At 61.4% G+C, this 26,148-nt stretch carries 26 protein-coding genes; 12 read left to right on the top strand and 14 right to left on the bottom strand.

All coding sequences use genetic code 11. From position 1 onward, the window contains the following. Positions 1 to 34: 34 nt before the first annotated feature. Both E2F43_RS19195 and E2F43_RS06480 read right to left on the bottom strand, forming a co-directional pair. Positions 35 to 1,117, bottom strand: coding sequence for an aspartyl/asparaginyl beta-hydroxylase domain-containing protein (locus E2F43_RS19195; protein ID WP_133210742.1), 1,083 nt, complete (start codon positions 1,115 to 1,117; stop codon positions 35 to 37). Beyond that, entirely contained in the window at positions 1,118 to 2,095 is a 978-nt protein-coding gene (locus E2F43_RS06480; RefSeq protein ID WP_133210740.1) for a sulfotransferase, read from the bottom strand. Between the two features lie 138 nt (positions 2,096 to 2,233). Here E2F43_RS06480 and E2F43_RS06475 point away from each other — a divergent pair, with 138 nt between their 5' ends. Further along, on the top strand, positions 2,234 to 3,211 hold the full coding sequence (locus E2F43_RS06475; RefSeq protein WP_133210738.1) for a sulfotransferase domain-containing protein: 978 nt from the start codon (positions 2,234 to 2,236) through the stop codon (positions 3,209 to 3,211). Next, entirely contained in the window at positions 3,211 to 3,816 is a 606-nt protein-coding gene (locus E2F43_RS06470) for a YhgN family NAAT transporter (RefSeq protein WP_133210736.1), read from the top strand. The genes E2F43_RS06475 and E2F43_RS06470 overlap by 1 nt, the downstream gene beginning before the upstream one ends. Here E2F43_RS06470 and E2F43_RS06465 read toward each other — a convergent pair. Continuing rightward, positions 3,813 to 4,808, bottom strand: a complete 996-nt coding sequence (locus E2F43_RS06465; protein WP_133210734.1) for an alpha/beta fold hydrolase — start codon at positions 4,806 to 4,808, stop codon at positions 3,813 to 3,815. The two genes, E2F43_RS06470 and E2F43_RS06465, sit on opposite strands and share 4 nt — an antisense overlap. Continuing rightward, a complete protein-coding gene (locus E2F43_RS06460) occupies positions 4,795 to 5,385 on the bottom strand; it encodes a YceI family protein (protein ID WP_133210732.1) in 591 nt (196 codons plus the stop codon). The genes E2F43_RS06465 and E2F43_RS06460 overlap by 14 nt, the downstream gene beginning before the upstream one ends. Before the next feature lie 153 nt (positions 5,386 to 5,538). Here E2F43_RS06460 and E2F43_RS06455 point away from each other — a divergent pair, with 153 nt between their 5' ends. The 4 genes from E2F43_RS06455 (at position 5,539) to arsH (ending at position 8,314) form a co-directional block, all read left to right on the top strand. Continuing rightward, positions 5,539 to 5,895: an ArsR/SmtB family transcription factor gene (locus E2F43_RS06455; protein ID WP_133210730.1), complete on the top strand. Its 357-nt coding sequence runs from the start codon at positions 5,539 to 5,541 to the stop codon at positions 5,893 to 5,895. Continuing rightward, positions 5,892 to 6,362, top strand: a complete 471-nt coding sequence (locus E2F43_RS06450; RefSeq protein ID WP_133210728.1) for an arsenate reductase ArsC — start codon at positions 5,892 to 5,894, stop codon at positions 6,360 to 6,362. Before E2F43_RS06455 ends, E2F43_RS06450 begins: the two co-directional genes overlap by 4 nt. Next, positions 6,362 to 7,411 (top strand): ACR3 family arsenite efflux transporter, encoded by a 1,050-nt coding sequence (gene arsB / locus E2F43_RS06445; RefSeq protein WP_133210726.1) that lies wholly within the window; start codon positions 6,362 to 6,364, stop codon positions 7,409 to 7,411. The genes E2F43_RS06450 and arsB overlap by 1 nt, the downstream gene beginning before the upstream one ends. A 126-nt stretch (positions 7,412 to 7,537) precedes the next feature. Then, positions 7,538 to 8,314, top strand: a complete 777-nt coding sequence (gene arsH, locus E2F43_RS06440; protein ID WP_476707500.1) for an arsenical resistance protein ArsH — start codon at positions 7,538 to 7,540, stop codon at positions 8,312 to 8,314. Between the two features lie 279 nt (positions 8,315 to 8,593). On the opposite strand, the gene parE is transcribed toward arsH, so the two are convergent. The 3 genes from parE to E2F43_RS06425 all read right to left on the bottom strand — a co-directional run bounded on the left by parE (position 8,594) and on the right by E2F43_RS06425 (position 11,892). Beyond that, positions 8,594 to 10,480 (bottom strand): DNA topoisomerase IV subunit B, encoded by a 1,887-nt coding sequence (gene parE, locus E2F43_RS06435; protein ID WP_133210724.1) that lies wholly within the window; start codon positions 10,478 to 10,480, stop codon positions 8,594 to 8,596. A gap of 102 nt (positions 10,481 to 10,582) precedes the next feature. Further along, a complete protein-coding gene (cpdA, locus tag E2F43_RS06430) occupies positions 10,583 to 11,422 on the bottom strand; it encodes a 3',5'-cyclic-AMP phosphodiesterase (RefSeq protein WP_133210722.1) in 840 nt (279 codons plus the stop codon). Positions 11,423 to 11,448: 26 nt separating this feature from the next. After that, positions 11,449 to 11,892 carry a DUF1249 domain-containing protein gene (locus E2F43_RS06425; RefSeq protein ID WP_238946763.1) on the bottom strand — a complete coding sequence of 148 codons (444 nt, stop codon included), beginning with the start codon at positions 11,890 to 11,892 and terminating at the stop codon, positions 11,449 to 11,451. 204 nt (positions 11,893 to 12,096) lie between these two features. Here E2F43_RS06425 and E2F43_RS06420 point away from each other — a divergent pair, with 204 nt between their 5' ends. Next, a complete protein-coding gene (locus tag E2F43_RS06420; RefSeq protein WP_133210718.1) occupies positions 12,097 to 13,509 on the top strand; it encodes a TolC family outer membrane protein in 1,413 nt (470 codons plus the stop codon). Between the two features lie 19 nt (positions 13,510 to 13,528). Here the strand turns inward: E2F43_RS06420 and waaA are convergent, their stop codons facing one another. Continuing rightward, entirely contained in the window at positions 13,529 to 14,800 is a 1,272-nt protein-coding gene (gene waaA / locus E2F43_RS06415; protein ID WP_133210716.1) for a lipid IV(A) 3-deoxy-D-manno-octulosonic acid transferase, read from the bottom strand. A gap of 151 nt (positions 14,801 to 14,951) precedes the next feature. On the opposite strand from waaA, the gene E2F43_RS06410 reads away from it, so the two are divergent. Next, positions 14,952 to 16,148 (top strand): FAD-dependent oxidoreductase, encoded by a 1,197-nt coding sequence (locus E2F43_RS06410; RefSeq protein WP_133210714.1) that lies wholly within the window; start codon positions 14,952 to 14,954, stop codon positions 16,146 to 16,148. Then, positions 16,145 to 16,933 carry an aldo/keto reductase gene (locus E2F43_RS06405; protein ID WP_133210712.1) on the top strand — a complete coding sequence of 263 codons (789 nt, stop codon included), beginning with the start codon at positions 16,145 to 16,147 and terminating at the stop codon, positions 16,931 to 16,933. Before E2F43_RS06410 ends, E2F43_RS06405 begins: the two co-directional genes overlap by 4 nt. 7 nt (positions 16,934 to 16,940) lie before the next feature. Here E2F43_RS06405 and hldE read toward each other — a convergent pair whose 3' ends face one another. Continuing rightward, on the bottom strand, positions 16,941 to 18,377 hold the full coding sequence (gene hldE / locus E2F43_RS06400) for a bifunctional D-glycero-beta-D-manno-heptose-7-phosphate kinase/D-glycero-beta-D-manno-heptose 1-phosphate adenylyltransferase HldE (RefSeq protein WP_133210710.1): 1,437 nt from the start codon (positions 18,375 to 18,377) through the stop codon (positions 16,941 to 16,943). Positions 18,378 to 18,489: 112 nt separating this feature from the next. Between hldE and E2F43_RS06395 the strand changes: the two genes are divergently transcribed. Next, positions 18,490 to 19,107, top strand: a complete 618-nt coding sequence (locus E2F43_RS06395; RefSeq protein WP_133210708.1) for a class I SAM-dependent methyltransferase — start codon at positions 18,490 to 18,492, stop codon at positions 19,105 to 19,107. A 90-nt stretch (positions 19,108 to 19,197) separates the two neighbouring features. Here E2F43_RS06395 and E2F43_RS06390 read toward each other — a convergent pair whose 3' ends face one another. From E2F43_RS06390 to E2F43_RS06380, 3 genes are read right to left on the bottom strand one after another with little or no spacing between them, the layout of a single operon-like run. Next, complete coding sequence (locus E2F43_RS06390; RefSeq protein ID WP_133210706.1) at positions 19,198 to 20,268, bottom strand: prenyltransferase/squalene oxidase repeat-containing protein; 1,071 nt, start codon at positions 20,266 to 20,268, stop codon at positions 19,198 to 19,200. Beyond that, positions 20,265 to 20,981 (bottom strand): class I SAM-dependent methyltransferase, encoded by a 717-nt coding sequence (locus tag E2F43_RS06385; RefSeq protein WP_133210704.1) that lies wholly within the window; start codon positions 20,979 to 20,981, stop codon positions 20,265 to 20,267. Before E2F43_RS06385 ends, E2F43_RS06390 begins: the two co-directional genes overlap by 4 nt. After that, positions 20,968 to 22,242, bottom strand: a complete 1,275-nt coding sequence (locus tag E2F43_RS06380) for a glycosyltransferase family 4 protein (RefSeq protein WP_133210702.1) — start codon at positions 22,240 to 22,242, stop codon at positions 20,968 to 20,970. The genes E2F43_RS06385 and E2F43_RS06380 overlap by 14 nt, the downstream gene beginning before the upstream one ends. A gap of 257 nt (positions 22,243 to 22,499) precedes the next feature. On the opposite strand from E2F43_RS06380, the gene rfbA reads away from it, so the two are divergent. Together rfbA and rfbC are read left to right on the top strand one after the other, a co-directional pair. Continuing rightward, positions 22,500 to 23,417, top strand: a complete 918-nt coding sequence (gene rfbA, locus E2F43_RS06375) for a glucose-1-phosphate thymidylyltransferase RfbA (RefSeq protein WP_133210700.1) — start codon at positions 22,500 to 22,502, stop codon at positions 23,415 to 23,417. Further along, a complete protein-coding gene (rfbC, locus tag E2F43_RS06370) occupies positions 23,407 to 23,955 on the top strand; it encodes a dTDP-4-dehydrorhamnose 3,5-epimerase (protein ID WP_133210699.1) in 549 nt (182 codons plus the stop codon). Before rfbA ends, rfbC begins: the two co-directional genes overlap by 11 nt. Positions 23,956 to 24,192: 237 nt before the next feature. Here rfbC and rfbB read toward each other — a convergent pair whose 3' ends face one another. Together rfbB and rfbD are read right to left on the bottom strand one after the other, a co-directional pair. Continuing rightward, positions 24,193 to 25,254, bottom strand: coding sequence for a dTDP-glucose 4,6-dehydratase (gene rfbB / locus E2F43_RS06365; protein ID WP_133210697.1), 1,062 nt, complete (start codon positions 25,252 to 25,254; stop codon positions 24,193 to 24,195). 1 nt (position 25,255) lies between these two features. Then, positions 25,256 to 26,128 (bottom strand): dTDP-4-dehydrorhamnose reductase, encoded by an 873-nt coding sequence (rfbD, locus tag E2F43_RS06360; protein ID WP_133210695.1) that lies wholly within the window; start codon positions 26,126 to 26,128, stop codon positions 25,256 to 25,258. Between the last annotated feature and the right edge of the window lie 20 nt (positions 26,129 to 26,148).

Here is a 26,148-nt window from a genome sequence, read left to right as displayed (position 1 = left end):
CAGGCATATTTTTCCCGTTATGGTCCCCGCCAGGTCAACCGTGGCAATGCTTGTATTTCCTGCCCGAACCACAGTGACAGGGTTCGTTGCGACCCAGTCGACGCGGCGCCTCCCCCCGAGATTCCGCTGCCACGGGCGCGGAGGGCAGAAATTCCGCCAACCGGTCCGGTTCCAGCGCCGCATCCAGTACCCGGTGATAGAAAATCGAACGCACGTCCTGGCCATTGCTGGCAGTCACCAGGCTGCCCGGGAAGGCTTCCAGAGCAGCGGCAGAGGCGTGAATCAGGCCATTGTATTGTTCCTGTCCCTGGGGCTCGTAACCGAAAAGGCTGAACAACATGCGCCAGTCGCGGGCAAAGCGTCGCAACTGGTGGTTATATTCAGCGATAATTGCCGGGTCATTGCCCGCCGCCGCCTCGTAGTCACTGATCAGGTCGTTGATCATGCCATCCACCTCCCCGGGAGACTTAACCGGGGTGGCATTGTACTTTTCCGTCATGACCTGCACCCGGGCACCGGGGCGGTAAGGCACGTAGCGGTCTTCCAGTTGTGCGGCACCATCAGTATCGCAGGGGCGCTCCGAGGCGGCCACCATATCCCAGAACCGGGACGACCCGGCAGTGTCAAATACCAGGTGAACGCGGGTCTGGTCGCTGTCATTGGTGACCCGGTGTTGTTGCCAGGCATCAAAGATCCAGCACTCGCCCGCTCCCATGTGCACCTGCTTGTCGGCGCAGTGAAAAATCACCTCGGGGGTGGTGGTAATCGGGACGTGAATGCGTACCCGACTGTACCAGTGGTAGTTGGTGTCGGTATGCAACGGCACCTCACAGCCGGGGGCCAGTTGCATCAGGCGGCTGCGGCCATAGACCTCGCCGAGGCTGGCAAGTACCTGCTGAATGTATTCCAGTTTCTGCAAATGAGGGGTTATGCGCATCGGCCCGTGAAACAGGTTGTTGTCTTCACCGTTCAGGGAGATCAGCGGCAAGGCCATATTGCCGCGATGGCGATCGGGATGCTCGATCCAGCTGCTGTCTGGCACAGACTCGACTTCCTGCACCAGACGCTGGGCGTCAAAGCGGTAGGGCAGTCGATAAAATTCGGCATCCAGCTTCATTCAGATTTTCCCATGGCAGTGTTTGAACCGTCGGCCGGAGCCGCAGTGGCAGACCTCGTTACGACCCATTTTACGTCCCGCTGCCTGCGCTGGCACTTCCCGGATCTGCGGCGGCAGCAGAGGCGCCGCCCGGCCGGCGCAAAAGCGATTGATTTGGTCCACCATTGGCGCGAGATCATCCAGCACAGTCGCCAGCGCTGCCTCATTACGCCGCCACTTCGCCACAGCGGGCCGATCCAGGGTGTAGCGGGACAGAGGCAGGTCCTGCTGACAATGGCGCCTGAGGCCTGCGTCCATGGGTACCGCCATGAAATCACACAGCCGCTGGACCTCTGCTTCCGGGTTCGCCAGAAAACGCGAAAAATTGACAGCGCACCAGCGGCTGTCATCGAGCCGGCCCAGGTCCCGCAAGGCATGGCGGTGACACGCGGTCCACTGGTAGCTGGCAATCTCCACCAGCGGCCGCTCCCTGACCTGTTCCCAGCCCGGTGGCAGCAAGAACGACCAGGTGCCGTGAGGCGTGGTCTTGTCAAGATAAGTGGTAAAGCGACCCGATCGCCAGCCGTCCATGATGCTGCTGACGTTTTCCAGCGGATCGCGGTAGAGGTAGATAAACCGGGCGTCCGGATACAGGCCCAGAAAGAACGGCACACGGAGGATATTCTTGGGGGTCTTCTCGAGCATCCGCACCGTGCCATTCCCGGAACGCGGCAGCGCCTGGCCGCGATGATCCACCAGCGCGGCCAGAAAGTCCTGGCGCAGCTGTTGCGCCAGCGCCGTGGGCAGGTCCGCCTCCGTCAGACGGTTGGAGTCGCTGCTAAAGGGTCTGGGGCTGAGTTCACGATGTCGCTCAATCACCCCGTGTCCTTCGTCGCCGAGGCTCCAGAGGGCCTGGCAATGCCTGAGGGTCTCAAACAACAAGGTGCTGCCGGATCGCGGTGCCGCCAGGATAAAGACCGGCTGTTCCACCCGGGTCATGGGTTCTCCTGCTGACGACAATGTACCCGCCGGGTGGCGGCGAGCTTTCGGAATGCGGTATCAGACATCGGGCGGTGCGTCGCTTATCAGTCGACAGGTGGCTATACTCACCTACAGTTTCCCATTTTTCCCCCGGATATGAATAGCCCAGTCTCCGATTTGTCACTGGCCATCGACGACCCGCGGTTTCGCCTGCACGAGGACCTGCCCAAACCGGACTTCCTCCTCGCCGGTGGCGCCAAGTGTGGCACCACGTCGTTCGCCGCCTACTTCCCGGCTCATCCCCAGGTACTACCCTGGGTGGTCAAGGAACCCAACTTCTGGTCCTGGCGCAAACCTGACGCCCGCCAGTACCAGTCCCTGTTCCGCAACGTGAAGCCCTGTGCCAGGCCCGGCAGTGCTGACATCATCGGCGGCGACTATTCCACGTCCTCACTGCTGCACCCGCTGGTAGGCCGGCGCTTGCGGGGCCAGCTTCCAGAGCTGAAAATCATCGTATTACTGCGCAATCCCATCGATCGTGCCTACTCCCACTTCATCATGTCGCAACGCAGCGGGCTGGAAGACGACCAGCGCTTTGAGGACATCGTCAAGGCGGAGATGGAGGAGGCACCGGCGCTGCTGGAAGCCCATAACCGCGGCTTCGAACATCCCGCAGGTACGATCGAAGCCTGTTGCCAGGACGAGCGCGGAAACACACTGAATTTCACCCTCCACAACCGCCACCGGAATCAGCGCCCGCTGCGGGCAGACATAGACCTGCAGGCCTTTTACTACACCAGTTATGTGTTCCGATCCATTTATTGTGATCAACTGGAACGCTGGCTGCGCTTGTACCCCCGGGAGCAAATCCTGGTGATGCAGTCGGAGCCATTTTTCCGCGATCCCGCCGGTCATATGGCCAGGGCCGCCGAGTTCCTGGGTCTCGATTACCACGATTTTTCGAGTGACGATGAACTCAGGCGCCATTATGCGGGCAGCGCCGCTGGCGACTGGGCGGCACCCGAAAAGTATCCGCCGCTGGCGGGAAAGACCCGCAAGATTCTGCGCGCATTTTTCGCGCCCTATAACCAGAAGCTGTATGATCTGGTCGGCCAGGACTACGGTTGGAAATAATGGACACGATATCGGCCCTTATCACTTTGCTCTTCGTCATGGACCCGCTGGGGAACATCCCGGTGTTCCTGTCCATCCTCAAGGATGTGGACGAAAAGCGCCGGCAGTGGATACTGGCCCGCGAACTGCTTATCGCCCTGGTCGTCCTGCTTATTTTCCTCTGGGGGGGAGAGACGGTCCTCAACCTGCTCGGCCTGCGCCAGGAATCCATCAGCATAGCCGGGGCAATCATCCTGTTCCTGATCGCGATCCGGATGATTTTCCCGTCCCCCTATGGACTTATGGGCGAGACTCCGGAAGGAGAACCGTTCATCGTACCCCTTGCTATCCCCATGGTCGCCGGTCCCTCGGCACTGGCTATATCCATGCTCATGGTGACATCCGACCCCAGCCGCATGTTCGACTGGACTCTGGCCCTGGTGGGCGCCTGGGCGGCGGCCGCGGTGATACTGATGTGCGCGCCACTATTGCTCAAGGCGCTGGGAAATCGCGGCCTGATCGCGGTAGAGCGCCTGATGGGTATGATCCTGGTCATCATCTCCGTGCAGATGTTCTTTGAGGGTGTGCAGAAGTTCCTGCATCTGCAGGCGGGCGTAGCGGTTTAGAGACTGGCGAGGAATTCGATCAGCAGGGCGTTCAACAACGCCGGCTGCTCCTGCTGGATAAAATGCCCTGCATCCGGCAACAGCACCAGGCCGCGCAAGTCCCGCACCTTGTTGCGCATGTGGGCGAAGGGGGCATCTCCCGCTAGTTTGACCACCGGATCCTGTTCCCCACCCACCCACAGAGCAGGCAGAGTCAGCTCGGCGTGGGCGTGGTCGCGAGTCAGTCGCCAGTTATGATCCATTGCCCGATAGGAGTTAGCGCCCCCGGTGAAAGCAAGCTGCGGGCCCGCGGCCAGGTATTCCTGCACGTAATAATCCATGTCTTCGACACTGAGCCAGGGCCAGGGGAGTGGCCGTCCCGGGGGCGAGAGGACATCCAGGTATTGGGTGCCCTCGCTGGGATAATTTTCCCAGCTCAGTAATTCACCCTGTGCGGACAGGGCCCAGAACAGGCGCTCAAGAAACTCTCTCTCCCGGCCCAGCAGGTGCTGCTCTGCCACGCCCGGCTGCTGGTAGTAGTGCATGTGGAAAAAGTGTCTGCCGGCAATCGCGGCATAAAGTTCGCTGGGAGGTATATCGCACCCCCCGGCGAGCTCCATATCGTAGGGCACACAAAGGGGGACAATGCCGCGCAGCCGGTCCGGGTGATAAATGCCCATGTACCAGGCGAGGTTGGCGCCAAAGTCATGCCCCAATAGCACGGCCTGGTCTTCCTGGAAGTAGTCCATGACTCCGAGCACGTCGGCGCTGAGTTGATCAAAGCCATAGGCGTTTACATCGATGGGCCGACTACTGCGGCCATAGCCCCGCATGTCCAGCGCCACCGAGCGGTAGCCCGCCCGGGCGAGCGCGACCATCTGGTGTCGCCAGCTGTACCAGAGGCCGGGGTATCCATGGCACATAACCACCAGTGGCCCGGTCCCCTGACAGGCCAGATGCAGGTTGATGCCATTCAGTTCAAGCTGTAGATGCTCAACCTCACTGGGGTACATGACTGAAATGCAGGTTCAGGGTCACCGGCACGGCGGTGCTGATGGTGTTCAGTCCGGCGATCTTGCGCAGGGCTTCCACGCCGGCGGCCAAACCGTAGTCAGCGGCATTGATTATCACCGGTCTGGAGCTCACCACGCTGAGGCTGCCGCCATCACTGAACACTGTCACCGGTACCGGGAGTTCATCTTCCACGCCGTGGAGGCTTAGCCGGACCGGCACCTCGGTGCTGACGGTGCCACCCTTCGCGACCTCGGCCAGAATCGCCGGATCTATCTCGGCGACAACAGTGGCATTGGGGAAGTCAGCCGTCTCGAACAGCAGCTCCCGCATACGCTCGTTGCGAATCGGGATCAGGGTCTCCACGCTCGCCAGGTCGATGTTGAGCTGCACCGTGCCGCTCTTGCCAATGTAGCCCACCAGGCCGCCAAAACTGTGAGTCTCGGCGATGGCGGCGTTCTTCACGGAAATGAAGTTGATGGCCGAGTGCTCGGAATCCAGCTCCCACTGGGCCATGGCCTGGGTACAGGCCACGAACCCGGCCAGTAGAATGCCTGCGATAGCCACACGTTTGTTCATGATAGTACTCCTGCTGTCATATTGTGCCGGGATAGAACCACCATCCTAGCGCCAGGCGAGGGCCAGACCAAGCACTAGCGGTCGAAACCGCATATTCATATTTGCATATATATGATTTTGTGTATATATTGCCGCGCAATTGCCGGAGGAATCATGGACGCACTGACCCTGTTCAAATGCCTGGCCGAAGAAACACGCCTCAAAACTGTCCTGCTGATCAGGGACCAGGGGGAGCTTTGCGTATGCGAACTGACCTCTGCCCTGGAACTCAGCCAGCCCAAGGTGTCACGGCATCTGGCGCAGCTGCGGGACTGTGGCCTGCTCACCACACGCCGCGTCGGTCAGTGGGTTTATTACAGCATCAACGGCGAACTCCCCGACTGGGTGCACGCGGTGATCGAAAACACCGCCGACGACAATGGCCAGCTGACTGCCTGCTGCTGCAAGCGCCTGCTGGCCATGGGAGACCGGCCGCAACGCAACCGCCAACTGTGTGAGGCAACGACATGAAGCTGCTGTTCATCTGCACCCACAATCGTTGCCGCAGTATTATCGCCGAGGCCGTGTGCAACAGCCTGGGAGCTGACGCCCTCGAGGCCCGGTCCGCCGGCAGCCAGCCTGCCGGCGAGGTTCACCCGCTGTCGCTGCGCTATTTGCAGGAGGCAGGCATCAGCATCGATGGCCTGCGCAGCCAGTCATGGGACGACTACGAGGACTGGCGGCCCGATATGGTGATCACCGTCTGCGACCAGGCCGCCGGCGAGCAGTGCCCGATCTGGTTCAACCGCAGCCCCCGGGTGCACTGGGGGCTCAAGGACCCGTCGCGCATAGAGGGGACGGAAGAAGAGGTCGCCGCCGCATTCCGGCACACCATAGAGCGGCTGCACGGGCGCCTCGAACAGGTGCTGGCCGCCGGCCCGGCCAGCCTGGACAGCGAACAATTGCTGGCGCTATGCAAGCGCCTGGGAGAGAGCTGATGGGTATTTTTGAACGTTACCTGAGCCTCTGGGTAGGCCTCTGTATTATCGCCGGGGTCGGCCTGGGTAATCTTTTCCCCGACGCCTTTGCCACCATCGCCAGCTGGGAATACGCCCGGGTCAACCTGCTGATTGCCGTGCTGATCTGGCTGATGATTTATCCGATGATGATCCAGGTGGATTTCACAGCGATCAGGGACGTGGGCAGAAAACCCCGCGGGCTGGCGCTTACCCTGGTGATCAACTGGCTGATAAAACCTTTCACCATGGCCGCCATCGGCTGGTTGTTCTTCCGGGTTATTTTCGCCGACCTGGTGGATCCACAAACTGCAGGCGAGTACATCGCCGGCATGATTCTGCTGGGCGTCGCACCCTGCACTGCCATGGTGTTCGTCTGGAGCCAGCTGACCCGGGGTGATCCCAATTACACCCTGGTCCAGGTTTCGGTCAACGACATCATCATGATTTTCGCGTTCGCACCGATCGCAGCCTTGCTGCTGGGCGTCAGCGACATCACCGTGCCCTGGGAAACCCTGTTATTGTCGGTCTTGTTATACGTGGTACTGCCACTGGTGGCAGGTTACCTCACCCGCCGCGTCCTGCACGACGAGGTCTCGGACTTTGTCCATCGCCTCAAGCCGCTTTCGGTTAGCGGCCTGCTGGCTACGGTGGTGCTGCTGTTTGGCTTTCAGGCGCAAACGATCATCGCCAGCCCGGAACAGATTCTGCTCATTGCCATCCCCCTGCTGATCCAGACCTACGGCATTTTCTTCCTGGCCTACCTCGCGGCCAAACGGCTGCAACTGCCACACAATGTGGCGGCACCCGCTGCCTTGATCGGCACCAGTAACTTCTTTGAACTGGCGGTGGCCGTTGCCATTTCCCTGTTCGGCCTGAATTCCGGCGCCGCCCTGGCAACGGTGGTGGGGGTACTGGTAGAAGTGCCGGTGATGCTGTCGCTGGTGAAATTTGCCAATAACACCCGGGGCTGGTTTTCCTCGGCAACCGCTGCCACGGCAGAATCCGTCATTCCCGCGGAGGCAAATTAACAGCAAATGCTGGTTTCCCTCGTCAATCCGGCGAAGGCCCGAATGCAGGGACTAGCGACACAGGTTCGCCCCCTGCTCGATAGTTTGTTCGATGCCAAGACGCGCTTTAACGTAAACGGATGATTTATGACTGACAAGCCCCTGGATCCCGATATGTCGGACCGCGGCCTTCGCCCGGATGACGCCACGGCAGTAAACGACCTGCCAAATATAGACCCGGGCCTTCTGGACACCCCCGACCTGGAACGTCTCATCCCCAAAGAACGCACCACCCATCCACCGCGCATCCTGCTGCTTTACGGCTCCCTGCGCCAACGCTCTTTCAGCCGCCTGGTGGTGGAAGAAAGCGCCCGCCTGCTGGCGCAAATGGGCGCTGAAACGCGCATCTTCCATCCTTCCGGCCTGCCCCTGCCCGACGATGGCGACGAGACCCATCCAAAGGTGCAGGAACTGCGCGAACTGATGACCTGGTCAGAGGGCCAGGTCTGGTGCTCACCGGAACGCCACGGTTCAATGACGGCAATTATGAAAGCCCAGATCGACTGGGTACCGCTGAGCATTGGCGCGATACGGCCTACCCAGGGTAAGACCCTGGCGGTGATGCAGGTTGAGGGCGGCTCACAGTCATTTAACGTGGTGAACCAACTGCGGGTACTGGGCCGCTGGATGCGCATGATCACCATCCCCAACCAGTCCTCTGTCGCCAGGGCCTGGGCCGAGTTCGATGACCGGGACCGGATGAAACCATCGGCTTTCTACGACCGCATTGTCGATGTCTGTGAAGAACTGCTGAAGTTCACCCTGCTGACCCGCGATAACGCCGACTACCTGGTGGACAGGTATTCAGAGCGCAAGGAATCCGCACAGGAGTTAATGGCGCGGGTTAACCAGCGGGCGATTTGAGTTTTCCGACCAGCGGCCGCAGCGATCAGGGCCGCTGGATCCCGGCGTTCGCCGGGATGACGAGGGAGTCGGGATGACGAGGGAGTCGGGATGACGAGGGAGTCGGGATGACGAGGGGGCGGGATGACGTGTGGCCGGGGATGCCGAGAGGGTCGGGATGACGGTGAGGGCCGGGTTTTTAAGACGTGCCGGGTTCGCGAGAAAAACCGGGATGACAAGCGGCAGCCAAAGCGCGCGAGGTCCGGGGCCACGAGAAGAATCCGGAAGATGGACCAGCGCTTATACCACTTCCGCCAGATCGCCCTTCTTCTCCAGCCAGGCTTTGCGATCAGATGCCCGCTTCTTGGCCAGCAGCATGTCGAGCATGTTGTTGGTGCCATCACCAGCGTCCAGCACCAGCCGCACCAGACGGCGGGTGTCCGGGTCCATGGTGGTCTCACGCAATTGCAGGGGGTTCATTTCGCCCAGGCCCTTGAAGCGCTGCACGTTGACCTTGCCCTTCTTCTTTTCCGCCTCGATACGGTCCAGGATACCCTGCTTCTCTGCCTCGTCGAGGGCGTAGAATACTTCCTTGCCGACATCGATACGGTACAAAGGCGGCATCGCCACGTAGACGTGACCGGCGGCCACCAGGTTGCGGAAATGGCGGACGAACAGGGCGCAGATCAGGGTAGCGATGTGGAGGCCATCGGAGTCGGCATCAGCGAGGATGCAGACCTTGTGATAACGCAGCCCGCTGAGATCATCGCTGGCCGGATCGATACCCAGGGCAATGGAGATGTTGTGCACCTCCTGGGAAGCGAGAATCTCCTGTGAGTCCACCTCCCAGGTGTTGAGGATCTTGCCGCGCAGGGGCAGTATGGCCTGGAACTCGCGGTCCCTGGCCTGCTTGGCGCTGCCCCCGGCAGAGTCGCCCTCCACCAGGAATAATTCGCCCCGGGACGGATCCTCGCCGGAACAGTCCGCCAGCTTACCTGGCAGGGCGGGCCCGGCAGAGACTTTCTTGCGCACGACTTTCTTGGCACTGCGCATCCGGCTCTGGGCATTGTTGATGCACATGTCCGCCAGCTTTTCCGCCTCCTCCGTATGCTGGTTCAGCCACAGGCTGAAGGCGTCCTTGGCAACGCCGGAGACAAAGGCCGCGGCTTCCCGGGAGGACAGACGCTCCTTGGTCTGGCCGGAAAACTGCGGGTCTTCCAGCTTGAAGGACAACACGTAGCAGCAGCGGTCCCAGATATCGTCCGGTGTCAGCTTGACGCCCCGGGGCAGCAGGCTGCGCAGCTCGCAAAACTCGCGCATGGCATCCAGCAGTCCCGTGCGCAGGCCGTTAACGTGGGTGCCGCCCTGGGCCGTGGGAATCAGGTTGACGTAGGACTCGGCGATAACCTCGCCCCCCTCGGGCAACCACTGCACCGCCCAGTCGACACCCTCGTTACTACCGCTGAAGCTGCCGACAAAGGGCTCTTCCGGAATAGCCGGGAAATCGATGGTGGCGTCGGCCAGGTAGTCGGTGAGCCCGTCCTCGTAATACCACTCCTGGTTCTCGCCTTTTTTCTCATCCCTGAATTTCACCCGCAGGCCCGGACACAACACCGCCTTGGCCCGCAGCACATGCACCAGGCGCGAGACCGAGAAATTAACCGAGTCGAAATACTTTTCGTCCGGGGTGAACTTCACCGAGGTACCGGTATTGCGCTTGCCGCAGCTGTCAATGACCTCCAGGTCCGAGGTCTTCTCGCCACCGGAAAAACTGATCTGGTGCACCTGGCCATCCCGCTTGATGGTTACCAGCAGCTGCTTTGACAGGGCATTGACCACGGAAACGCCCACTCCGTGCAGGCCGCCGCTGAACTGGTAGTTCTTGTTGGAGAACTTGCCACCCGCGTGGAGGGTAGAGAGGATCACTTCCACTCCGGGCTTGCGCTGCTCGGGATGGATATCCACCGGCATTCCGCGGCCATTGTCGGAGACCGTGACGGAACCGTCCTTGTGCAGGACAACGTCTATCTGGTCGGCATGCCCGGCGAGCGCTTCGTCGACGGAGTTATCAATAACTTCCTGGGCCAGGTGATTGGGGCGGGTGGTGTCGGTGTACATGCCCGGGCGCTTGCGCACGGGCTCGAGTCCGGTGAGGACTTCAATATCTTCAGCGGTATATTGGCTCATTATTGCACTGGCGTGTGGTTACTGCGGGAGTTGAATTCGGCTCATTGTACATGAGCGCGGCCGGACAACAGCCTGTGAAAGAAAGAAAATTTTTCCGGGCGCCTACAGGTAACCGCCGGACTCCAGGTCCACGGTAAATTCCGCACCGGTGACCCGTGATACCCCGGTTTCTATACGGCCGTCTGCAAACAAATCCAGCCAGCGATAGCCCGGTGGCTTGTCATCGACCTTGAAATCCCTGCTGCCGGGGGCGAACTGCACGCAGGTGGATGGCGATGCCATGAGGGCGATGGCGCCGCGCCGGGAGTCAATCTGCTGGTGAACGTGTCCCCAGAGTACCGCCTTGACCGCCTCGTAGCGCTCCAGCAAGTTCCAGAACTGTTCGGCGTCTGCCACCATTTGCTGGTCGATCCAGGCACTGCCCACACTGACCGGCTGGTGGTGCAGGCAGACGAGCGCGTACAGCCCTTCCCGTTTGCCCTCTTCCAGCGCCGTCGACAGCCGCTGCAGTTCATTGTCGCCAAGCCGGCCACCCACTTCACCCGGAATCTGGGAGTCGAGCATGATGATCTGCCATTGACCGCCACGGATTTCGCCGGGGAGTCGATGCCTGCCGCGGCTGGCGGCGAGCATCTCATTGCGGTCATCGTGATTGCCCGGTAGCCAGAAGCTGGGGGCGGGAATGGCCTGCAGATAGTCTTCCAGCCGCTGGTAAGCGGTCAGGGATCCCTGATCCGAGAGATCGCCGGTACACAGCACCGCGTCCGGGGTGCCACGCTCGTCCAGTGCCTGGGCAATCACCAGTTGCAGCGAGCGGTCGGTATCCATCTCCAGCAGGGTGCCGCCGGTTTCGGCGCACAGGTGCGTGTCGGTTAACTGCCATAAGCGCAGGCGATCCCCGGTGGCGTCAATCGTGCAGGTCTTGTGGTATGAATCAGGCATGCTGTAAAAAATGCGGTCGGAACCGCTCAGGTCCCGACCGATACCGGGTGACTGCTGTGACCGTTAGCCAGACTGTGTTCCAGCCAGTCCGCCAGGAACCGGTTTTGCTGGGACTTTTCATCCTGCTGGTGCATTTTATCGTTGGGGTAGCTGTAGCGCGGCTGGATGCGGCGGTGAGACTGGAAGCTGCCTACCTCGAGCATGCCTGCGTCGTGATAAGCGCGCACTTCCACCCGCAGGCCACCCAGCCAGCGCGCCTCGGCGTGCTGCTGTGTCAGTCGGAAGATGGTGGTATAGCGGCAGCGCTCCAGTACTTCCAGCCGGACCCGGGCCGGCCCCAGCTGAAACTCCCGGTAGTTACTGGTTTCATAGTCCGGGAAAAGTCGCAACAGGCGCGCGTAATTGGCCTCGCAAATTGCGTGAAGCTCTGCGAGATCAAGCTTGAACTGCCTGTTACCGGCCTGCAACACGTGCGACTTACCTCCTGATGCGCCTGGATCCGATGAAATGCGACAAATCCGTGTCCTGTGACATGGACGAGTTTTGAGTGTAACACTTATGATAGCGGAGACTATGGCCAATTTTGAGTTGCAGTTCACACAATGCAAGACCGACCACAGGCTGCTAGAATCAGGGCGCAGATCACCGCGGCCCCCCATTACAGAGGAACACACATGAGAAGGATTGGAGTCACGCTTAATGCGTTGGCACTCTCACTGGTAACGTTGAGCGCAAGTGCAGACTCCCTGCTCGACATCTATGAATTGGCGCTGGAGAACGATGCCCAGCTGAAGGCAGAAGAGGCCACCTACCTCGCCAATCGTGAACAGGAGAACCTCGGGCTGTCGGCCCTGCTCCCCCAGATTGGGGCCAACTACACCCGCTCGGGGACAGATACCGAAACCGATGGCGAAAGCCTGGACCTGGAAGCGGGCGGAATTGGCAGGATCAGCACAACAACCAACATCGATACCATAAGCGAGGGCTTTACGGTCTCGCTCAGCCAGGCACTGTTTGATCTTCCCGCCTGGTTCAGCTTCCAGTCCGGCAAGGAACTGACCAGGGAGGCCGAAGCAACCTTCGCCGGAAATCAACAGAACCTGATCGTCCGGGTGGTAGAGGCTTATCTGGCCGTGCTGCGGGCCCGGGACAATCTGGAAGCCTCCAAGGCGCAGGAGCGGGCCTTCGAACGCCAGCTGGAGCAAACCCAGCAGCGCTTCGAGGTTGGCCTGATCGCGATTACCGATGTCTATGAGGCGCAGGCAGCCTACGACCTGTCCCAGGTCAACCGTATCGTCGACGAAAACAACGTCGCCGTAGCGCTGGAACAATTGTCTGTGCTCACCGGACAGAAGCACGAGAAGCTGGATATCCTCAAGGAAGAGTTCGATATCACGGCCCCGGAACCCGCGGACCGCGCATCCTGGGTTGAATTTGCCCTCGGCAACAACTTTTTGCTGAAAGCTGCCGAGTACCGGGAAGAGGCGGCGCGCAAGCAGGCCAAGGCCAACGCCCTGGAACACGCCTTCAAGGTCAGCGGTAATTACCGTTACTCCGATACCGAAACCGACGGCAGCCGCGATATCGAGCCGGAAACCGGATTCAACACCTCTCCCTTCAACGCCACCGACGGCGACTACTGGGAAGTGCGGGTAGATGTGCCACTGTACTCGGGCGGAGCCGTCAGCGCCAATCGGCGCAGGTCTGCACAGGAATTCAACGCCGCCCGGGAAAATCGCATCAATCTCAGTCGCAATACCGTCACCGCCACCCGCTCTCTGCACATGACCGTGCTCAGTGACGTGTCACGGGTAAAAGCCCGCAAGCAGAGCATTGTCTCCTCCAGGAGCGCTTTGGACGCGACCCAGGCCGGCTATGAGGTGGGCACCCGGAACGTGGTGGACGTACTCAACTCCCAGAACACCCTCTATTCCGCAGAACGGGATTATGCCAACAGCCGCTACGACTACATCATCAATCTGCTCCGGTTGAAGGAACAGGCCGGCCTGCTGAGCCCGGAGGATGTCATGAACCTCGACTCCTTTATGGTCACTCCCCCGCCCGCCGCCGCCACCGGCAGCGAATGATATCCTCGCCGGCACCTGTTCAGGTGCCGGCCAGCTGCTCCTCGATCATTGCCAGTAGCCTCGCTCTGGCGCCGCGATTCGCGGCCACAACCCCGGCAGCCGCCCGCCCCATGGCCTCCCGACGGGTGTCATCTGAAAGCAGCTCCAGCAGGACAGCGGACAGTTCATCAGCGGCAGCGACTTGCTGCATGCCCCCGGCAGCAACCAGCAGGCTGGTGATTTCAGCGAAATTGAACATGTGCGGCCCGCTCACCACCGGCACGCCCCAGGCAGCGGCCTCCAGTACATTCTGGCCGCCGTGCTCGATAAAGCTGCCCCCGATCACGCACACCGAGGCCACCCCCGACAGCAGTCGCAGTTCTCCCATGGTGTCCCCCAGCAGGACCTCGTGCCCGGCGCTGGCGAGCTCACCGGCGGAACGGCGTGCGGTGTTAAAACCCCGACTTTTACACAGCTGGAACACCGACCCGAAACGCTCCGGGTGCCGCGGCACCAGCAGGCACAGCAGATCGGGAATATCCCTGCGCAGCAGCTCAAAAGCATCGAGGATCAGCGCCTCCTCACTCTCGTGGGTGCTGGAACCCAACAGTACGGGTCGGCCCAGGGCTGCTTTCAGCTCAGCCGCCTGCTGTCTCAGCTGAGGGTCCAGGTCGATATCAAACTTGATGCTGCCGGTCACTTCCAACCGTTCCACCGGCAGGCCCAGGGCAATCAGGCGCTGGCCATCGGGCTCCGATTGGCAGGCCACGGCATCCAGCTGGGAGAGCATTCGTCGGGCAAGACCCGCCACCCGACCGTAGCCACGCGCAGAGCGCGAAGAAAGGCGGGCATTGGCCAGCATGATCCTGCAACCGCTACGGTGAGTGTAGTGCAACAGGTTGGGCCACAGCTCGGTCTCCATGATGACCAGTAGCTGCGGACGAATGCGGCTGACGAAACGCTGCACCGCACCCGGCATATCCCAGGGTGAATAGACGTGAAACACGCGCTCACCGAACAGTGCCCGGACCCGTTCGGAGCCGGTCGGTGTGGTGGTGGTCACGACCAGTTGATAGCCGGGATACTCGCGCAGTAAATCCTCGACCAGCGGCGCTGCCGCCAGGGTCTCTCCGACGGAGACCGCGTGAATCCAGATCACCGGGTCCCGAGTGACCTCGACAGGACAGCTGAAAAACCCGAACCGCTCCGCCAGGCGCTGGCGATAGGCCGGCGCCCGGCGCGAACGCCACAGCATGCGCAGCAGGATCGCAGGCAGCAGCAGGTAAAACAGGGCGCTGTACAGGAGGCGCATGTAACTCTCCGCGATGAAACCTGGACCAAAGCATAACAGCGCGGGTTCCCGCGCGCCCAGCGGCCATCGCGGGAAATAATTCCTGCAAGAAAGGCTCAGCTGATTTTCACACAGGCTATAATCGGGCTTTCAATCCGAGCTGGAGTGCCCCATGGGGTCCCCCGTTATACAGGTAGACATCGCTATCATCGGCGGCGGCATCGCCGGGCTGTGGACCCTGAACCAGTTGCGCAATCGCGGTATCAACGCGGTCCTGTTCGAGCAGGATGCCCTTGGCAGCTACCAGACCATAGGTTCCCAGGGGATGATTCACGGCGGTATCAAGTACGCTCTTTCCGGCGCCTGGAGTGGCAGCTCGGAAGCGATTTCTGCCATGCCGGCCATCTGGCGCAGCTGCCTGAAAGGCGCGGGTAAGGTCGACCTGCGCGAGTGCAATGTCTTGAGCGAGGATTTTTACCTCTGGTCACACACCGGACTCACCTCCAGGGTCAGTTCATTTTTCGCCAGCAAGATGTTGCGCGGCCGGGTCGAAAAACTGCGGCGGTCAGATTACCCGGCGCCCCTCAGCTCGCCACAATTCAAGGGTCAGGCTTACCGGCTGATAGACCTGGTGCTGGATGTACCGTCACTGGTCGCCACCCTTGCCAGGCAACAGGCCGAGGCGATCTTCAAAATCGACTGGAACCGCGCCTCGCTGGAGGCTCGGGACAGGCGGGCCATGATCAGGGGCGATGGCTGGGAGTTACAGGCGCAGCAGATCATTCTTACCGCCGGTACCGGCAACGAGGCCCTGGTTTCGGCACTCGGCGGCAGCGAACCGGCAATGCAAAGGCGGCCCCTGCAGCAGGTGTTCATGAAACACGAGTACCAGGCCCCGTTTTATGCCCATTGCACCGGCGGCAGTGCCACACCGCGGTTGACCATATCCAGCCATCGCACCAGTGCCGGTGAACCGGTCTGGTACCTGGGTGGCGACCTGGCCACTGAAGGCGCCGATGCGGAGCCGGAAGAGCTCATCGCCAAGGCCAGGTCAGAAATTGACGAGCTGCTGCCGTGGATAGATTTCGGCCAGCGCCAGTGGCGCACCGTGCGGCTGGACCGTGGCGAGCCACGGCAATCGGCGCTGCTGAGGCCGGACAGCGCCTTCGTCGGCGCGGTCGACAGCGTTGACAATGCCCTGGTGGCCTGGCCCACCAAATTGAGCCTGAGTCCCAACCTCGCCAATGAAATCGACGAGGCATTGTCGCGACGCGGCATCACTGCGGCTAGCGCCAGCGACCTCGGCCCGCTGGAGAGCCTGGGCAGGCCGGGCATCGCCGCCCCCTACTGGGACACCCTGTTCTCATGAACTGGCTGCGGCCACTGGGAAAAACCGGTATCGAGGTCAGTGCGCTGGGGCTGGGTACCGTGAAACTGGGCCGGGATGAAGGGGTTAAATATCCCCAGGGCTTCACCATCCCCGATGACCGGGCCGCGATGAATCTGCTGGCCCTTGCCCGGGAGCTGGGCATTAATCTCATCGACACCGCCCCGGCCTACGGTAATAGCGAGGAGAGGCTGGGCCAGTTGCTGCTGGGCCAGCGCTCAGAGTGGGTCATCTGTTCCAAGGTGGGAGAAGATTTTGAAAACGGTGTGTCACGCTTCGATTTCAGCCCCGAACACACACGGTCCAGTGTGCAGCGCTCGCTGCAACGCTTACGCACGGAGGTGATCGACCTGGTGTTGGTGCACTCCGACGGCAACGACCTGCACATCATCGAACAACTGGGCACCCTGCAGGCGCTGGCCGAGATGAAATCTGCAGGCCTGATTCGCGCCTTCGGCATGTCCACCAAGACGGTGGCCGGCGGGCAGGCCGCGGCGCGGCAATCGGATGTGGTAATGCTGACCTACAACCTCGCCCAGCGCGAGGAAGCGGCCGTGCTGGACAGCTGCGCGCAGCTGGGTGTGGGGGCGGTGATCAAGAAGGCGCTGGCCAGTGGCCATCTGGCGCGGGAATACCCCGATCCCGTGCAGGCTTCCATGGACCTGGTATTTTCCCATCCGGGCACCAGCGCCGCCATTGTCGGCACCATAAACCCGGCCCACCTCGCCGGTAACGTGGAAGCCGTGCGCAGAACCCTGGCCCGTTGAACGCCGTCTAGCGGTCTTTTTCCTGCTGAATCCGGGTGACGATAGCGGTGGTGGAGAGGTCGTCCACCACACTCAGCACTTTCACCTCGCCGCCGTAGCCTTCGACAATCTCCCAGCCAACCACCTCTTCCTTGCCGGCGTAGTCGCCGCCTTTCACCAGGACATCCGGCTTGAGGGCCTCCAGCAGGGTCCTGGGTGTGTCGTCGGCAAAGCTGACCACCCAGTCAACCGCTTCCAGACCCGCCAGCACCGCCATGCGCCGTTCCTCGGGATTGATCGGCCGTCCCTTGCCCTTGAGTCGGCGCACGGATTCGTCGGAGTTAACCCCCACAATCAACCGGTCGCCCTGCCGTCGTGCCTCATCCAGGTAAGTGACATGGCCCGCGTGGATAATGTCGAAGCAGCCGTTGGTGAACACCACTTTCTCGCCGTGGCTGCGGGCATCAGCCACCGCTATCTGCAGTTGCTCAAGCGTCATTGCCCCCCGCTCGGAGCCAGCATCCTGCTGCACCGCCCGGCGCAGTTCCGGACCACTGACTGTCGCTGTACCGATCTTGCCGACCACGATACTGGCGGCAATATTGGCCAACGCCACCGCCTGGGGCAGTCCCGCTCCGGCGGCCACAGCGCTGGCCAGTACCGCGATCACCGTGTCACCGGCGCCGGTGACGTCGTATACCTCCCGCGCTCGCGCCGGCAGGTGCAGTTCCTCCTCGCCCGGACGCAACAGGGTCATACCCTGCTCGCCCCGGGTGACCAGCAGGGCATCCAGTTGCAGTTCGTTCATCAGTTTTTCGCCGCGCTGCACCAGTTCGCTCTCGCTGTCACATTGCCCCGCAACCGCCTCGAACTCATGCAGGTTGGGGGTCAACAGGGTTGCGCCGCGGTAGCGGGCAAAGTCGGTGCCCTTGGGGTCCACCAGCACCGGCAGGCCCGCCTCGCGGGCGGCGGCGATCAAGGGCGCCGGATCGTCCAGTGCTCCCTTGGCATAGTCTGACAGTACCAGCGCGCCACAGTGGGGCAGCAGCGCGGGCAGGGAATCTTCCAGGGGTGCCCCCGCACGGGAAAGGTCTGCTTCCTCGAAATCCAGTCGGATCAATTGCTGGTGCCGGCTCAACACGCGCAATTTGGTGATCGTGGGGTGACCGGCCACCCGGGTGAAGCCGCAATGAACACCGGCGGCGGCCAGCATGTCCTGCAGCGAATCAGCCATTTCGTCGTCACCGGTGTAGCCGCCGAGCTGGGCGCCCGCTCCGAGAGCGGCAATGTTCAGCGCCACGTTGGCGGCACCACCGGGCCGGTCATTGATTTGCTCCACCCTGACCACCGGCACCGGTGCCTCAGGTGAGATACGGGAGGTCGCCCCTTCCCAGTAACGGTCGAGCATGATGTCCCCCAGCACCAGCACCTGTGCCTGGTCGAATCGGGGCATATCCAGTTTCATTGATTCCTGTCCTTTTCACGCGGCCAGCGGCCGCCATCATAACACGGAGGCCGCTTGCCTCCGCCGGCCAAAACCGCTACTTTTCCCGGCCAACTGTCAATGCATTGTATCCATGATTCCCGACCTGCCTGCCAATATCGACGAGCTGAAAGGCTTTCTCGCCCGCGACGAGGCTGAGGCCCTGTATCAATATGCCCTTGAAAGCAGCGCGCGGGGACCGGTTCTGGAAATCGGCAGTTACTGCGGCAAGTCCACTATTTACCTTGGCCTGGCCTGCCGCCAGCACAACTCCACCGTGTTTGCCCTGGACCACCACCGAGGCTCGGAGGAGCACCAGCAGGGAGAGTACTTTCACGACCCTGAGCTCTACGACACCGGCGAGGGGCAGGTGGATACCTTCAAGGAGTTTCGCCGGAACATCGCCAGTGCCGGGCTCAACGACACGGTGGTTCCGGTCGTTGCCAGCTCCGCGGCCGCCGCGCGTCACTGGCAGACGCCACTGGCGATGGTGTTTATCGACGGCGGCCACAGTCTTGAAGCGGCGCTGAGCGACTATCGCTGTTGGACCGCGCACTTGCAACGCGGCGGGATTCTGGCGATTCACGATCTGTTTGAAGATGCCCATGAAGGGGGGCAGGCGCCGTTTGCTATTTATCGGATGGCAAAGGCATCTGGCCTCTTTGCGGATATTGGGCGGGTCAATACGCTAGGGTTCTTGCGGCGGCTCTAACACTTCCTGCCAGGTGGCCTGTTCGGTCGTTTGTTTCTTTCCAACGGAACGGCCTGTCAGCCCCGCCGGGCAGCGTAGCCAAAAACCCGACTAATCCGCCTTGGAAATACGCTCTTCAGAATCAACACCCAGCAACTGCACCGAAGAAAACAGCCTGGAAGCAGCGGTGTGCTCGGTCAGGGCATCGGCCGCCAGCAGAATGGCGCCGGCAGTCCAGGTCGGTTTTTCGTCGGGCCAGAGCAGGTCCTCGACCATCTGGTAGCCCGTCCAGTAGGAGCCGTCCTGCAAGCGCCACTGGTGCAGCCAGCTGTATACTTCAACGGCGCGGGCGTGATCGCCGGCGGCAAGCAGGGCCATGACCAGTTCGCAGGACTCGGCGACGGTAACCCAGGGCTCGTCGGAAACGCAGCGACAGCCGAGCCCGTCTTCGACGAATTCATCCCAGCGGGCGGCAATGCGGGCGCGGGCCTCTTTCTGCGGCAGGACTCCGGTGAGCACCGGGTAGAACCAGTCCATGGAATAGCGGGCCTTGCTCTCCCAGGTACGGTCGAAGCGCTCGGGCCGGTGACGCAGGGCGTGGCCGAGACGATCGCGGGCCGACAGCCAGTGCGGCCGCTCTTCGCCGAGGGTGAAGGCAATATTATGGGCGCATTCCAGGCTCTTGTAGATAGAGCTGCAGCCGGTCACCAGGGCATCTTCTTTGGCCTTGCCCTCGCCATCCACCGACCAGTGAATGTCCCCGTGTTCGGTTTGCAGGGCCAGGACGAAGCCGATGGCCTTGTCCACCATGGGCCACATGGCCCGCAGGAAATCGCGATCCTCGCTGACCAGGTAGTGGTGCCACACGCCGGCGGCAATGTAGGCGACAAAATTGGTTTCCCGCCGCTCGCTGTTGTCTACCACTTCGCCGCGGTAGGAAGCCCACCAGCTGCCGTCGACCAGTTGCATGCCGTAAAGCCATTCGTAGGCCCGGCGGGCGGCATCGTACTCGCCACCAATGGACAGGCCCATGGCGGCTTCGACGTGATCCCAGGGATCGGCATAACCGCCGTCAAACCAGGGTATCTCACCACTGTCGCGCTGGGTATCGAGAATAAACTGCACCGTGGGGCGCAGGAACTCACTGGGGAACAGGCCCCGGCTTAAGTAGAGGCCGCTCATGCTGCGGCCTCCTTACGGAAGTACATGACCACGCTCTTACCCATTAGTGGGTTCATCAGTTTCTCGCTGACCCGGGTCAGGGCCGGTTGCTCCATCAGGTCCCAGACCAGCAGGCGATGGTATTGCCTGACCAGCCAGTTTTCATCCTGTTGGTCCCAGAACAGGCACTTGAGCCACCAGAAGGGTGCGTGCAGGGCGTGGGCCCAGTGGCGGTGATAACGCGCGAACCCCAGTTGCTCGATATCCCGGCGCAGTTCACCGCTGCGGAAAATACGAATATGGCCTCCGGGGGTATTGTGATACTCCTCGCTCAGGGCCCAGCAGATTTTTTCCGGCCAACGCCTGGGCACACTGGCGCAAAACAGGCCACCGGGCTTGAGCACGCGCTCGACTTCTTTCAACGCCCCCTGGTAGTCGGGAATGTGCTCCAGCACTTCGCTACAGATCACCTTGTCAAAGGTATTGTCGGCGAAGGGCAGGGCCAGCGCATTGGCCGAGGAGAGGCCAAATGACTTGTTGTCGTTTTCGGGCTCAGCAAAATCCTGGAACTTTTCCCGCGTTGTTCTGAGGTCGTCCAGGCACAGGTCCACACCGATGGAATGTACCTGCGCTGCCACATAGGCGGAAATCACGTGGCGACCCTCGCCGCAGCCGAGGTCCAGCACCACGTCGCCGGCCGCCAGTGGAAAGTGGCTGAAATCAACGGTCTGCATTCGCGGTCCTTAATACTTCCTTATAGTACTCACCCATTTCGCGGGCACAGACCTGCCAGCAGAATTTTTCCAGAATGCGCTCTCGACCTGCCTCACCGAGGGCGACCCGGCGAGCGGGGTCGCGCAACAGGTCATCGATGGCGCCAGCCAGGGCGTCAACACTTTTCGCCGGCACCAGAACTCCGGCATCACCCACCACTTCCGGCAGGGCGCCGCCATCAGTAGACACCACCGGTACGCCACAGGCCATGGCTTCACCGGCGGGGAGGCCGAAACCTTCATAAACAGAGGGCACCACGGCAACCGTGGCTTCGGCGTAGTACTGCACCATTTGTTCAGTGCTGATACCGCTGACAAACTGGATTTTGTCCTGCAGGCCCAGCTTCTTCACCAGCTTTTCGGTTTTGCCGCCGGGCAGAGGCTTGCTCACCAGCAACAGTTCCAGTTGCGGATAGGTTTCCAGCAGTTTGGCATAAGCCCGCAGCAGGTAACGGGTGCCTTTCAGGGGCGCGTCCGCCGAACAGGTGGCCATCAGGCGCAGGGGACGGCGCTCAATCCCCGCCAGCGGCCGGAACACCTCGGTATCGATACCGTTGTAGACCAGGCTGATACCTGCGGGCTGAATACCGAAATCCCGGGCGATATCCTGACGCGAGCAATCCGACACGGTGACCACGTTGTGCAGCTGTTTCACCACCTTTTTCTGCATGTTCAGGAATGAGTGCCAGCGCCTGATCAGCAGGCGCTCCCAGGGATTGCGGGCTGCATTCAGGGCAATGCGCAGGTCCGAGGTGATCGGATGGTGTACCGTGGTCACCAGCGGCAGCCCCATGCGCTGCAACTCCAGCATGCCCCAACTGAGGCTCTGGTTGTCGTGAATCAGGTCGTACTGACCAGCGTGCTGCCGCAGGTATTTCACTGCCCGGCGGCCGAAGGTATAGGGTTCGGCAAATCCGCCGGTGAGCTTGCTGGTCCACTCGATGATGTTGGTCATGGACTTCAGGTGGCGAGGGCGCAACGACATCAGGCCGTTTTCGAACAGGTCCAGGCTGGGTAGTTCGATCAGCCGCACCCGTGGGTCCAGGTGTGGATAGGGCGGCCCGGAGATCACGTCCACCTTGTGACCGGCATCGACCAGGCCCTTGCTGAGGTATCGCAGGTAAACGCCCTGGCCACCACCGTAGGGCTGGCTGCGGTACCCGAGCAGGGCAATTCGCAGCCGCCTGGCCGGCACCACCGGGGGGGCGGGATTGGCCGCCACCTGTAGCCCGGTTTCGGCCTGAACTGTGTCTAGCTGCCTGATATCAGCTTCCTCTTTACGTGATTTCGAATGGGATTCGGGCTACCTGAGGGTATTTCGACTCCATCGCGCACGAATCACGCGATAAAGGGGCTAGATTCTAAGCAGCAGCTGATCAAAAATCCACCCCTTGCCGATCGTACAGCGAACGACCTGATTCGTCAGATACGTGCCGATACCGCTATAATCCGCCACTTTGTCAACGGGATCAGCACTGCATGAGCGAAACACCTGCCGCCAGCGCATACAAGGGCATCATTCTCGCCGGAGGCTCCGGCACCCGACTTCATCCACTGACCAGCACGGTGTCCAAGCAGTTGATGCCGGTTTATGACAAGCCGATGATCTACTACCCGCTGGCGACCCTGATGCTGGCGGGCATCCGCGACATTCTGGTGATCACCACTCCCCGGGACCAGGCCGCGTTTACCGACCTGTTGGGCGACGGTTCCCACTGGGGTATCAATATCAGCTATACCGTACAGCCCAGTCCAGACGGACTGGCTCAGGCATTCATACTGGGGAAGGAATTCATTGGCCGGGACAAAGTAGCCCTGGTGCTGGGTGACAACATTTTTTACGGCGGCGGCTTCACCCTGCGGCTGAAGAACGCCGCCAGGCGCGAAGCCGGGGCCTCCGTATTCGCCTATTACGTGCAGGATCCCGAACGCTACGGTGTGGTTTCTTTCGATGCCGATGGCGTGGCCCGGGATATCGAGGAAAAGCCGGCCCGGCCAAAGTCCCACTACGCGGTCACCGGCCTCTACTTCTACGACAATGATGTTGTGGACATCGCCGGCGCCATCAAGCCCTCGCCCCGCGGCGAACTGGAAATTACCGACGTGAACAAGGTGTACATGCAACGCGGCGACCTGAATGTCGAGGTAATGAGTCGAGGCAGCGCCTGGCTGGACACCGGCACCCACAACTCCCTGCTGGATGCAGCAAACTTTGTGCGCGTTGTTGAGGAGCGCCAGGGCCTGAAAATCGCCTGTCCCGAGGAGGTCGCATTTCGCATGGGCTACATCAGCGCCGAGGAACTGCTGGCCCTGGCGGCCCCGCTGGAGAAGAGCGGCTACGGCCTGTACCTGCACGGCCTGCTGGACGAAGACGGGAGGGTGTTTCATGAAGTTTGAGGCCACACCCCTGCAGGGCGTTTACCTGCTGACCCCGAAAGTGTTCGGCGACGAGCGCGGTTTCTTCCTGGAGAGCTGGAGCGCCCGCACCTTTGCCAACGAGGGCTTCGACCTGGAGTTCGTCCAGGACAATCACAGCCGCTCGGCCCGCGGCATATTGCGGGGGCTTCACTACCAGACCGAACACACCCAGGGCAAACTGGTACGTGTCACCCAGGGCGCGGTGTTCGACGCGGTGGTCGATATGCGACGGGACTCGCCCACACTCGGACAGTGGTACGGCACCACGCTCAGCGCCGAAAATCACCAGATGCTATGGGTGCCCGCGGGCTTTGCCCATGGCTTTTATGTGCTGACCGATGTGGCTGACTTTCAGTACAAGTGTACCGATGTCTACCATCCCCAGAGCGAGGTATCGCTGGCCTGGGATGACCCCCAAGTGGGGATTGAATGGCCGCTGCCGGCGGGTGACATACCGCAACTGTCAGGCAAGGATGCGCACGGGTTGGCGTTTGCCGAGGCGCCGCTGCTGGACTAGCCGGTGATTCCCGGTTAACTGTGATTCCCGGTTAACTGTGAATCCTGATTGACTGTGATTCCTGGATAACCCCCATTTCCAGGATACATGGCCTTCGCCAAATTCACCTCATTCCCGTGAAGGCGGGAATCCAGAGATTCTGGTGACCAACCGGGCTAACAGGATACTGTGCTGTCATCGACCTGTGTCCCCGCCTGCGCGGTGATGACAAAAACCCCTGGGCCGGCAAGGTGTTGGCTACAACAGCGGCCGCCACCAGTCCTCGTTCGCCAGGTACCAGTCCAGGGTCTTGCCGAGCCCGGTCTCGAAAGTCTCTGCCGGCTGATAGCCCAGCTCCGTGCTGATCCTGGAAGCATCAATCGCGTAGCGCCAGTCGTGGCCCGCGCGATCCTCGACAAAGGTAATCAGTGCCTTCGCACTGCCACCCGAGGCACAGGGTGAGTCGGGGAATCGGCCTGCCAGTTCAGCGTCGGCCTTGAAGCGGGCGTCCATTTGATCACAGAGCAGATTGACGATATCGAGGTTGTTCCACTCGTTGTTGCCGCCGATGTTGTAGGTCTCACCCACCGCACCACTGAGCAGCACTTTTTCGATGCCCCGGCAGTGGTCTTCCACGTATAGCCAGTCGCGGATGTTACTGCCGTCGCCGTACACCGGCAGGGGCAAACCGCGCAGGATGTTGGTCAGGCACAACGGGATCAGCTTTTCGGGAAAGTGGTAGGGCCCGTAATTATTGGAACAGTTGCTGGTAGTGACCTGCAGGCCATAGGTGTGCAGGTAGGCCCGCACCAGGTGGTCGGAGGCGGCCTTGCTGGCCGAGTAAGGGGAATTGGGTTCGTATTTCTGTGCCTCGTGGAATCCGGGAGCATCCGGCAGCAGGGAACCGTATACTTCATCGGTAGAGACGTGGTGGAAGCGGTGGGGGCTGCTACTGCCCCCGGACAGCCAGTGCTCACGCGCTGCCTTGAGCAGGGTATGGGTGCCCACCACGTTGGTTTCAATAAAAGCGTCCGGGCCGGTAATCGAGCGGTCGACATGGCTCTCGGCCGCAAAATGGACCAGCGTGTCGACCCTGAACTCAGCCAGCGTCGCCAGCACCTGGTCGTAATCACAGATGTCGGCGTGCACGAAGTGAAAACCCTCCGTACCTTCCAGTCCCGCCAGGCTGGCACGGTTGCCGGCATAGGTCAGGGCGTCGTAGGCGACAATGCGATCCTGCGGATGCTGACGGCGCCAGTAGTGGACAAAGTTGGCGCCAATAAAGCCCGCGGCGCCGGTTACCAGTAGTGATCTGCTCAATTTATAACTCCTTCAATTCCTGCAACATGGCGCGCAACTGAACCCGCCAGTGCAGGCCCTCCGTCGCCAGCGCCTGCCAGGTGTTGTCCTTGTCCAGCACACTGTAGGCCGGACGCTTTGCTGGCGTCGGATAGGCGCTACCCGGAATCGGGTGGACGACCGGCATTCGTTGCAACAGATTGAGTTCGACGCCCTCTTCGGCAATGGCTACCGCAAAGTCGTACCAGCTACAGACGCCGGCGTCGGTCCAGTGGTGTACCCCCTCGAGATCCGGCCGTGCCACCGCCTGCCACAAGGCGCTGGCCAGGCCCCTGGCCCAGGTCGGCGTTCCCACCTGGTCTGCCACCACCGAGAGCTCCTCCCGGTCGGCCATGAGGCGCAGCATGGTTTTGACAAAATTCCCGCCAAAAACAGAGTAAACCCAGGCAGTACGCATGACCAACGCGCCTGGCAGGGCCCCGGTGACCGCCACCTCACCGGCGAGCTTGCTGCGTCCGTACTCTCCCAGCGGTGAGGTCGCTGCATCAGGGGCATAGGGAGTACACGCCTTGCCGTCGAACACGAAGTCGGTGGACACGTGCAGCATGCGTGTACCGCTTTGGGCACAGGCCCGGGCGAGGTTTGCCGCGGCATCACGGTTAACCGCCATCGCCTGGGCAGGCTCCGACTCGGCCTTGTCCACAGCGGTGTAGGCGGCAGCATTGATCACCACATCCGGGGACTGGGCGCTGAAGAAGGCGCGAACCTGGTCGGCATCGGTGATGTCCAGGCGCTCGCGGGTGGCCGCCAACAGTTCGGCGCCGGCAGGTGCGGTGCGTTGCAGCTCACGCCCCAACTGGCCGGCAGCTCCGGTAATCAATATTTTTTGCGACAATGGGATTTCCTCTCGCCGAT

The sequence above is a fragment of the Seongchinamella unica genome, assembly GCF_004354085.1.
GTDB classification, from domain to species: Bacteria; Pseudomonadota; Gammaproteobacteria; order Pseudomonadales; family Halieaceae; genus Halioglobus; species Halioglobus unicus.
Note: the sequence above shows the minus strand (reverse complement) of the source record. Positions and strands in the feature narration are given on the sequence as shown.

Coding starts and splice junctions, on each gene's coding strand:
- waaA (WP_133210716.1), bottom strand. CDS start 14,800: ATGCGCCTCCTGTACAGCGCCCTGTTTTACCTGCTGCTGCCTGCGATC.
- E2F43_RS06405 (WP_133210712.1), top strand. CDS start 16,145: ATGAACTGGCTGCGGCCACTGGGAAAAACCGGTATCGAGGTCAGTGCG.
- E2F43_RS06420 (WP_133210718.1), top strand. CDS start 12,097: ATGAGAAGGATTGGAGTCACGCTTAATGCGTTGGCACTCTCACTGGTA.
- E2F43_RS06395 (WP_133210708.1), top strand. CDS start 18,490: ATGATTCCCGACCTGCCTGCCAATATCGACGAGCTGAAAGGCTTTCTC.
- E2F43_RS06385 (WP_133210704.1), bottom strand. CDS start 20,981: ATGCAGACCGTTGATTTCAGCCACTTTCCACTGGCGGCCGGCGACGTG.
- rfbC (WP_133210699.1), top strand. CDS start 23,407: ATGAAGTTTGAGGCCACACCCCTGCAGGGCGTTTACCTGCTGACCCCG.
- hldE (WP_133210710.1), bottom strand. CDS start 18,377: ATGAAACTGGATATGCCCCGATTCGACCAGGCACAGGTGCTGGTGCTG.
- E2F43_RS06450 (WP_133210728.1), top strand. CDS start 5,892: ATGAAGCTGCTGTTCATCTGCACCCACAATCGTTGCCGCAGTATTATC.
- E2F43_RS06465 (WP_133210734.1), bottom strand. CDS start 4,808: ATGTACCCCAGTGAGGTTGAGCATCTACAGCTTGAACTGAATGGCATC.
- rfbA (WP_133210700.1), top strand. CDS start 22,500: ATGAGCGAAACACCTGCCGCCAGCGCATACAAGGGCATCATTCTCGCC.
- parE (WP_133210724.1), bottom strand. CDS start 10,480: ATGAGCCAATATACCGCTGAAGATATTGAAGTCCTCACCGGACTCGAG.
- E2F43_RS06470 (WP_133210736.1), top strand. CDS start 3,211: ATGGACACGATATCGGCCCTTATCACTTTGCTCTTCGTCATGGACCCG.
- E2F43_RS06475 (WP_133210738.1), top strand. CDS start 2,234: ATGAATAGCCCAGTCTCCGATTTGTCACTGGCCATCGACGACCCGCGG.
- E2F43_RS06390 (WP_133210706.1), bottom strand. CDS start 20,268: ATGAGCGGCCTCTACTTAAGCCGGGGCCTGTTCCCCAGTGAGTTCCTG.
- cpdA (WP_133210722.1), bottom strand. CDS start 11,422: ATGCCTGATTCATACCACAAGACCTGCACGATTGACGCCACCGGGGAT.
- arsH (WP_476707500.1), top strand. CDS start 7,538: ATGACTGACAAGCCCCTGGATCCCGATATGTCGGACCGCGGCCTTCGC.
- E2F43_RS19195 (WP_133210742.1), bottom strand. CDS start 1,117: ATGAAGCTGGATGCCGAATTTTATCGACTGCCCTACCGCTTTGACGCC.
- E2F43_RS06460 (WP_133210732.1), bottom strand. CDS start 5,385: ATGAACAAACGTGTGGCTATCGCAGGCATTCTACTGGCCGGGTTCGTG.
- E2F43_RS06455 (WP_133210730.1), top strand. CDS start 5,539: ATGGACGCACTGACCCTGTTCAAATGCCTGGCCGAAGAAACACGCCTC.
- E2F43_RS06480 (WP_133210740.1), bottom strand. CDS start 2,095: ATGACCCGGGTGGAACAGCCGGTCTTTATCCTGGCGGCACCGCGATCC.
- arsB (WP_133210726.1), top strand. CDS start 6,362: ATGGGTATTTTTGAACGTTACCTGAGCCTCTGGGTAGGCCTCTGTATT.
- E2F43_RS06410 (WP_133210714.1), top strand. CDS start 14,952: ATGGGGTCCCCCGTTATACAGGTAGACATCGCTATCATCGGCGGCGGC.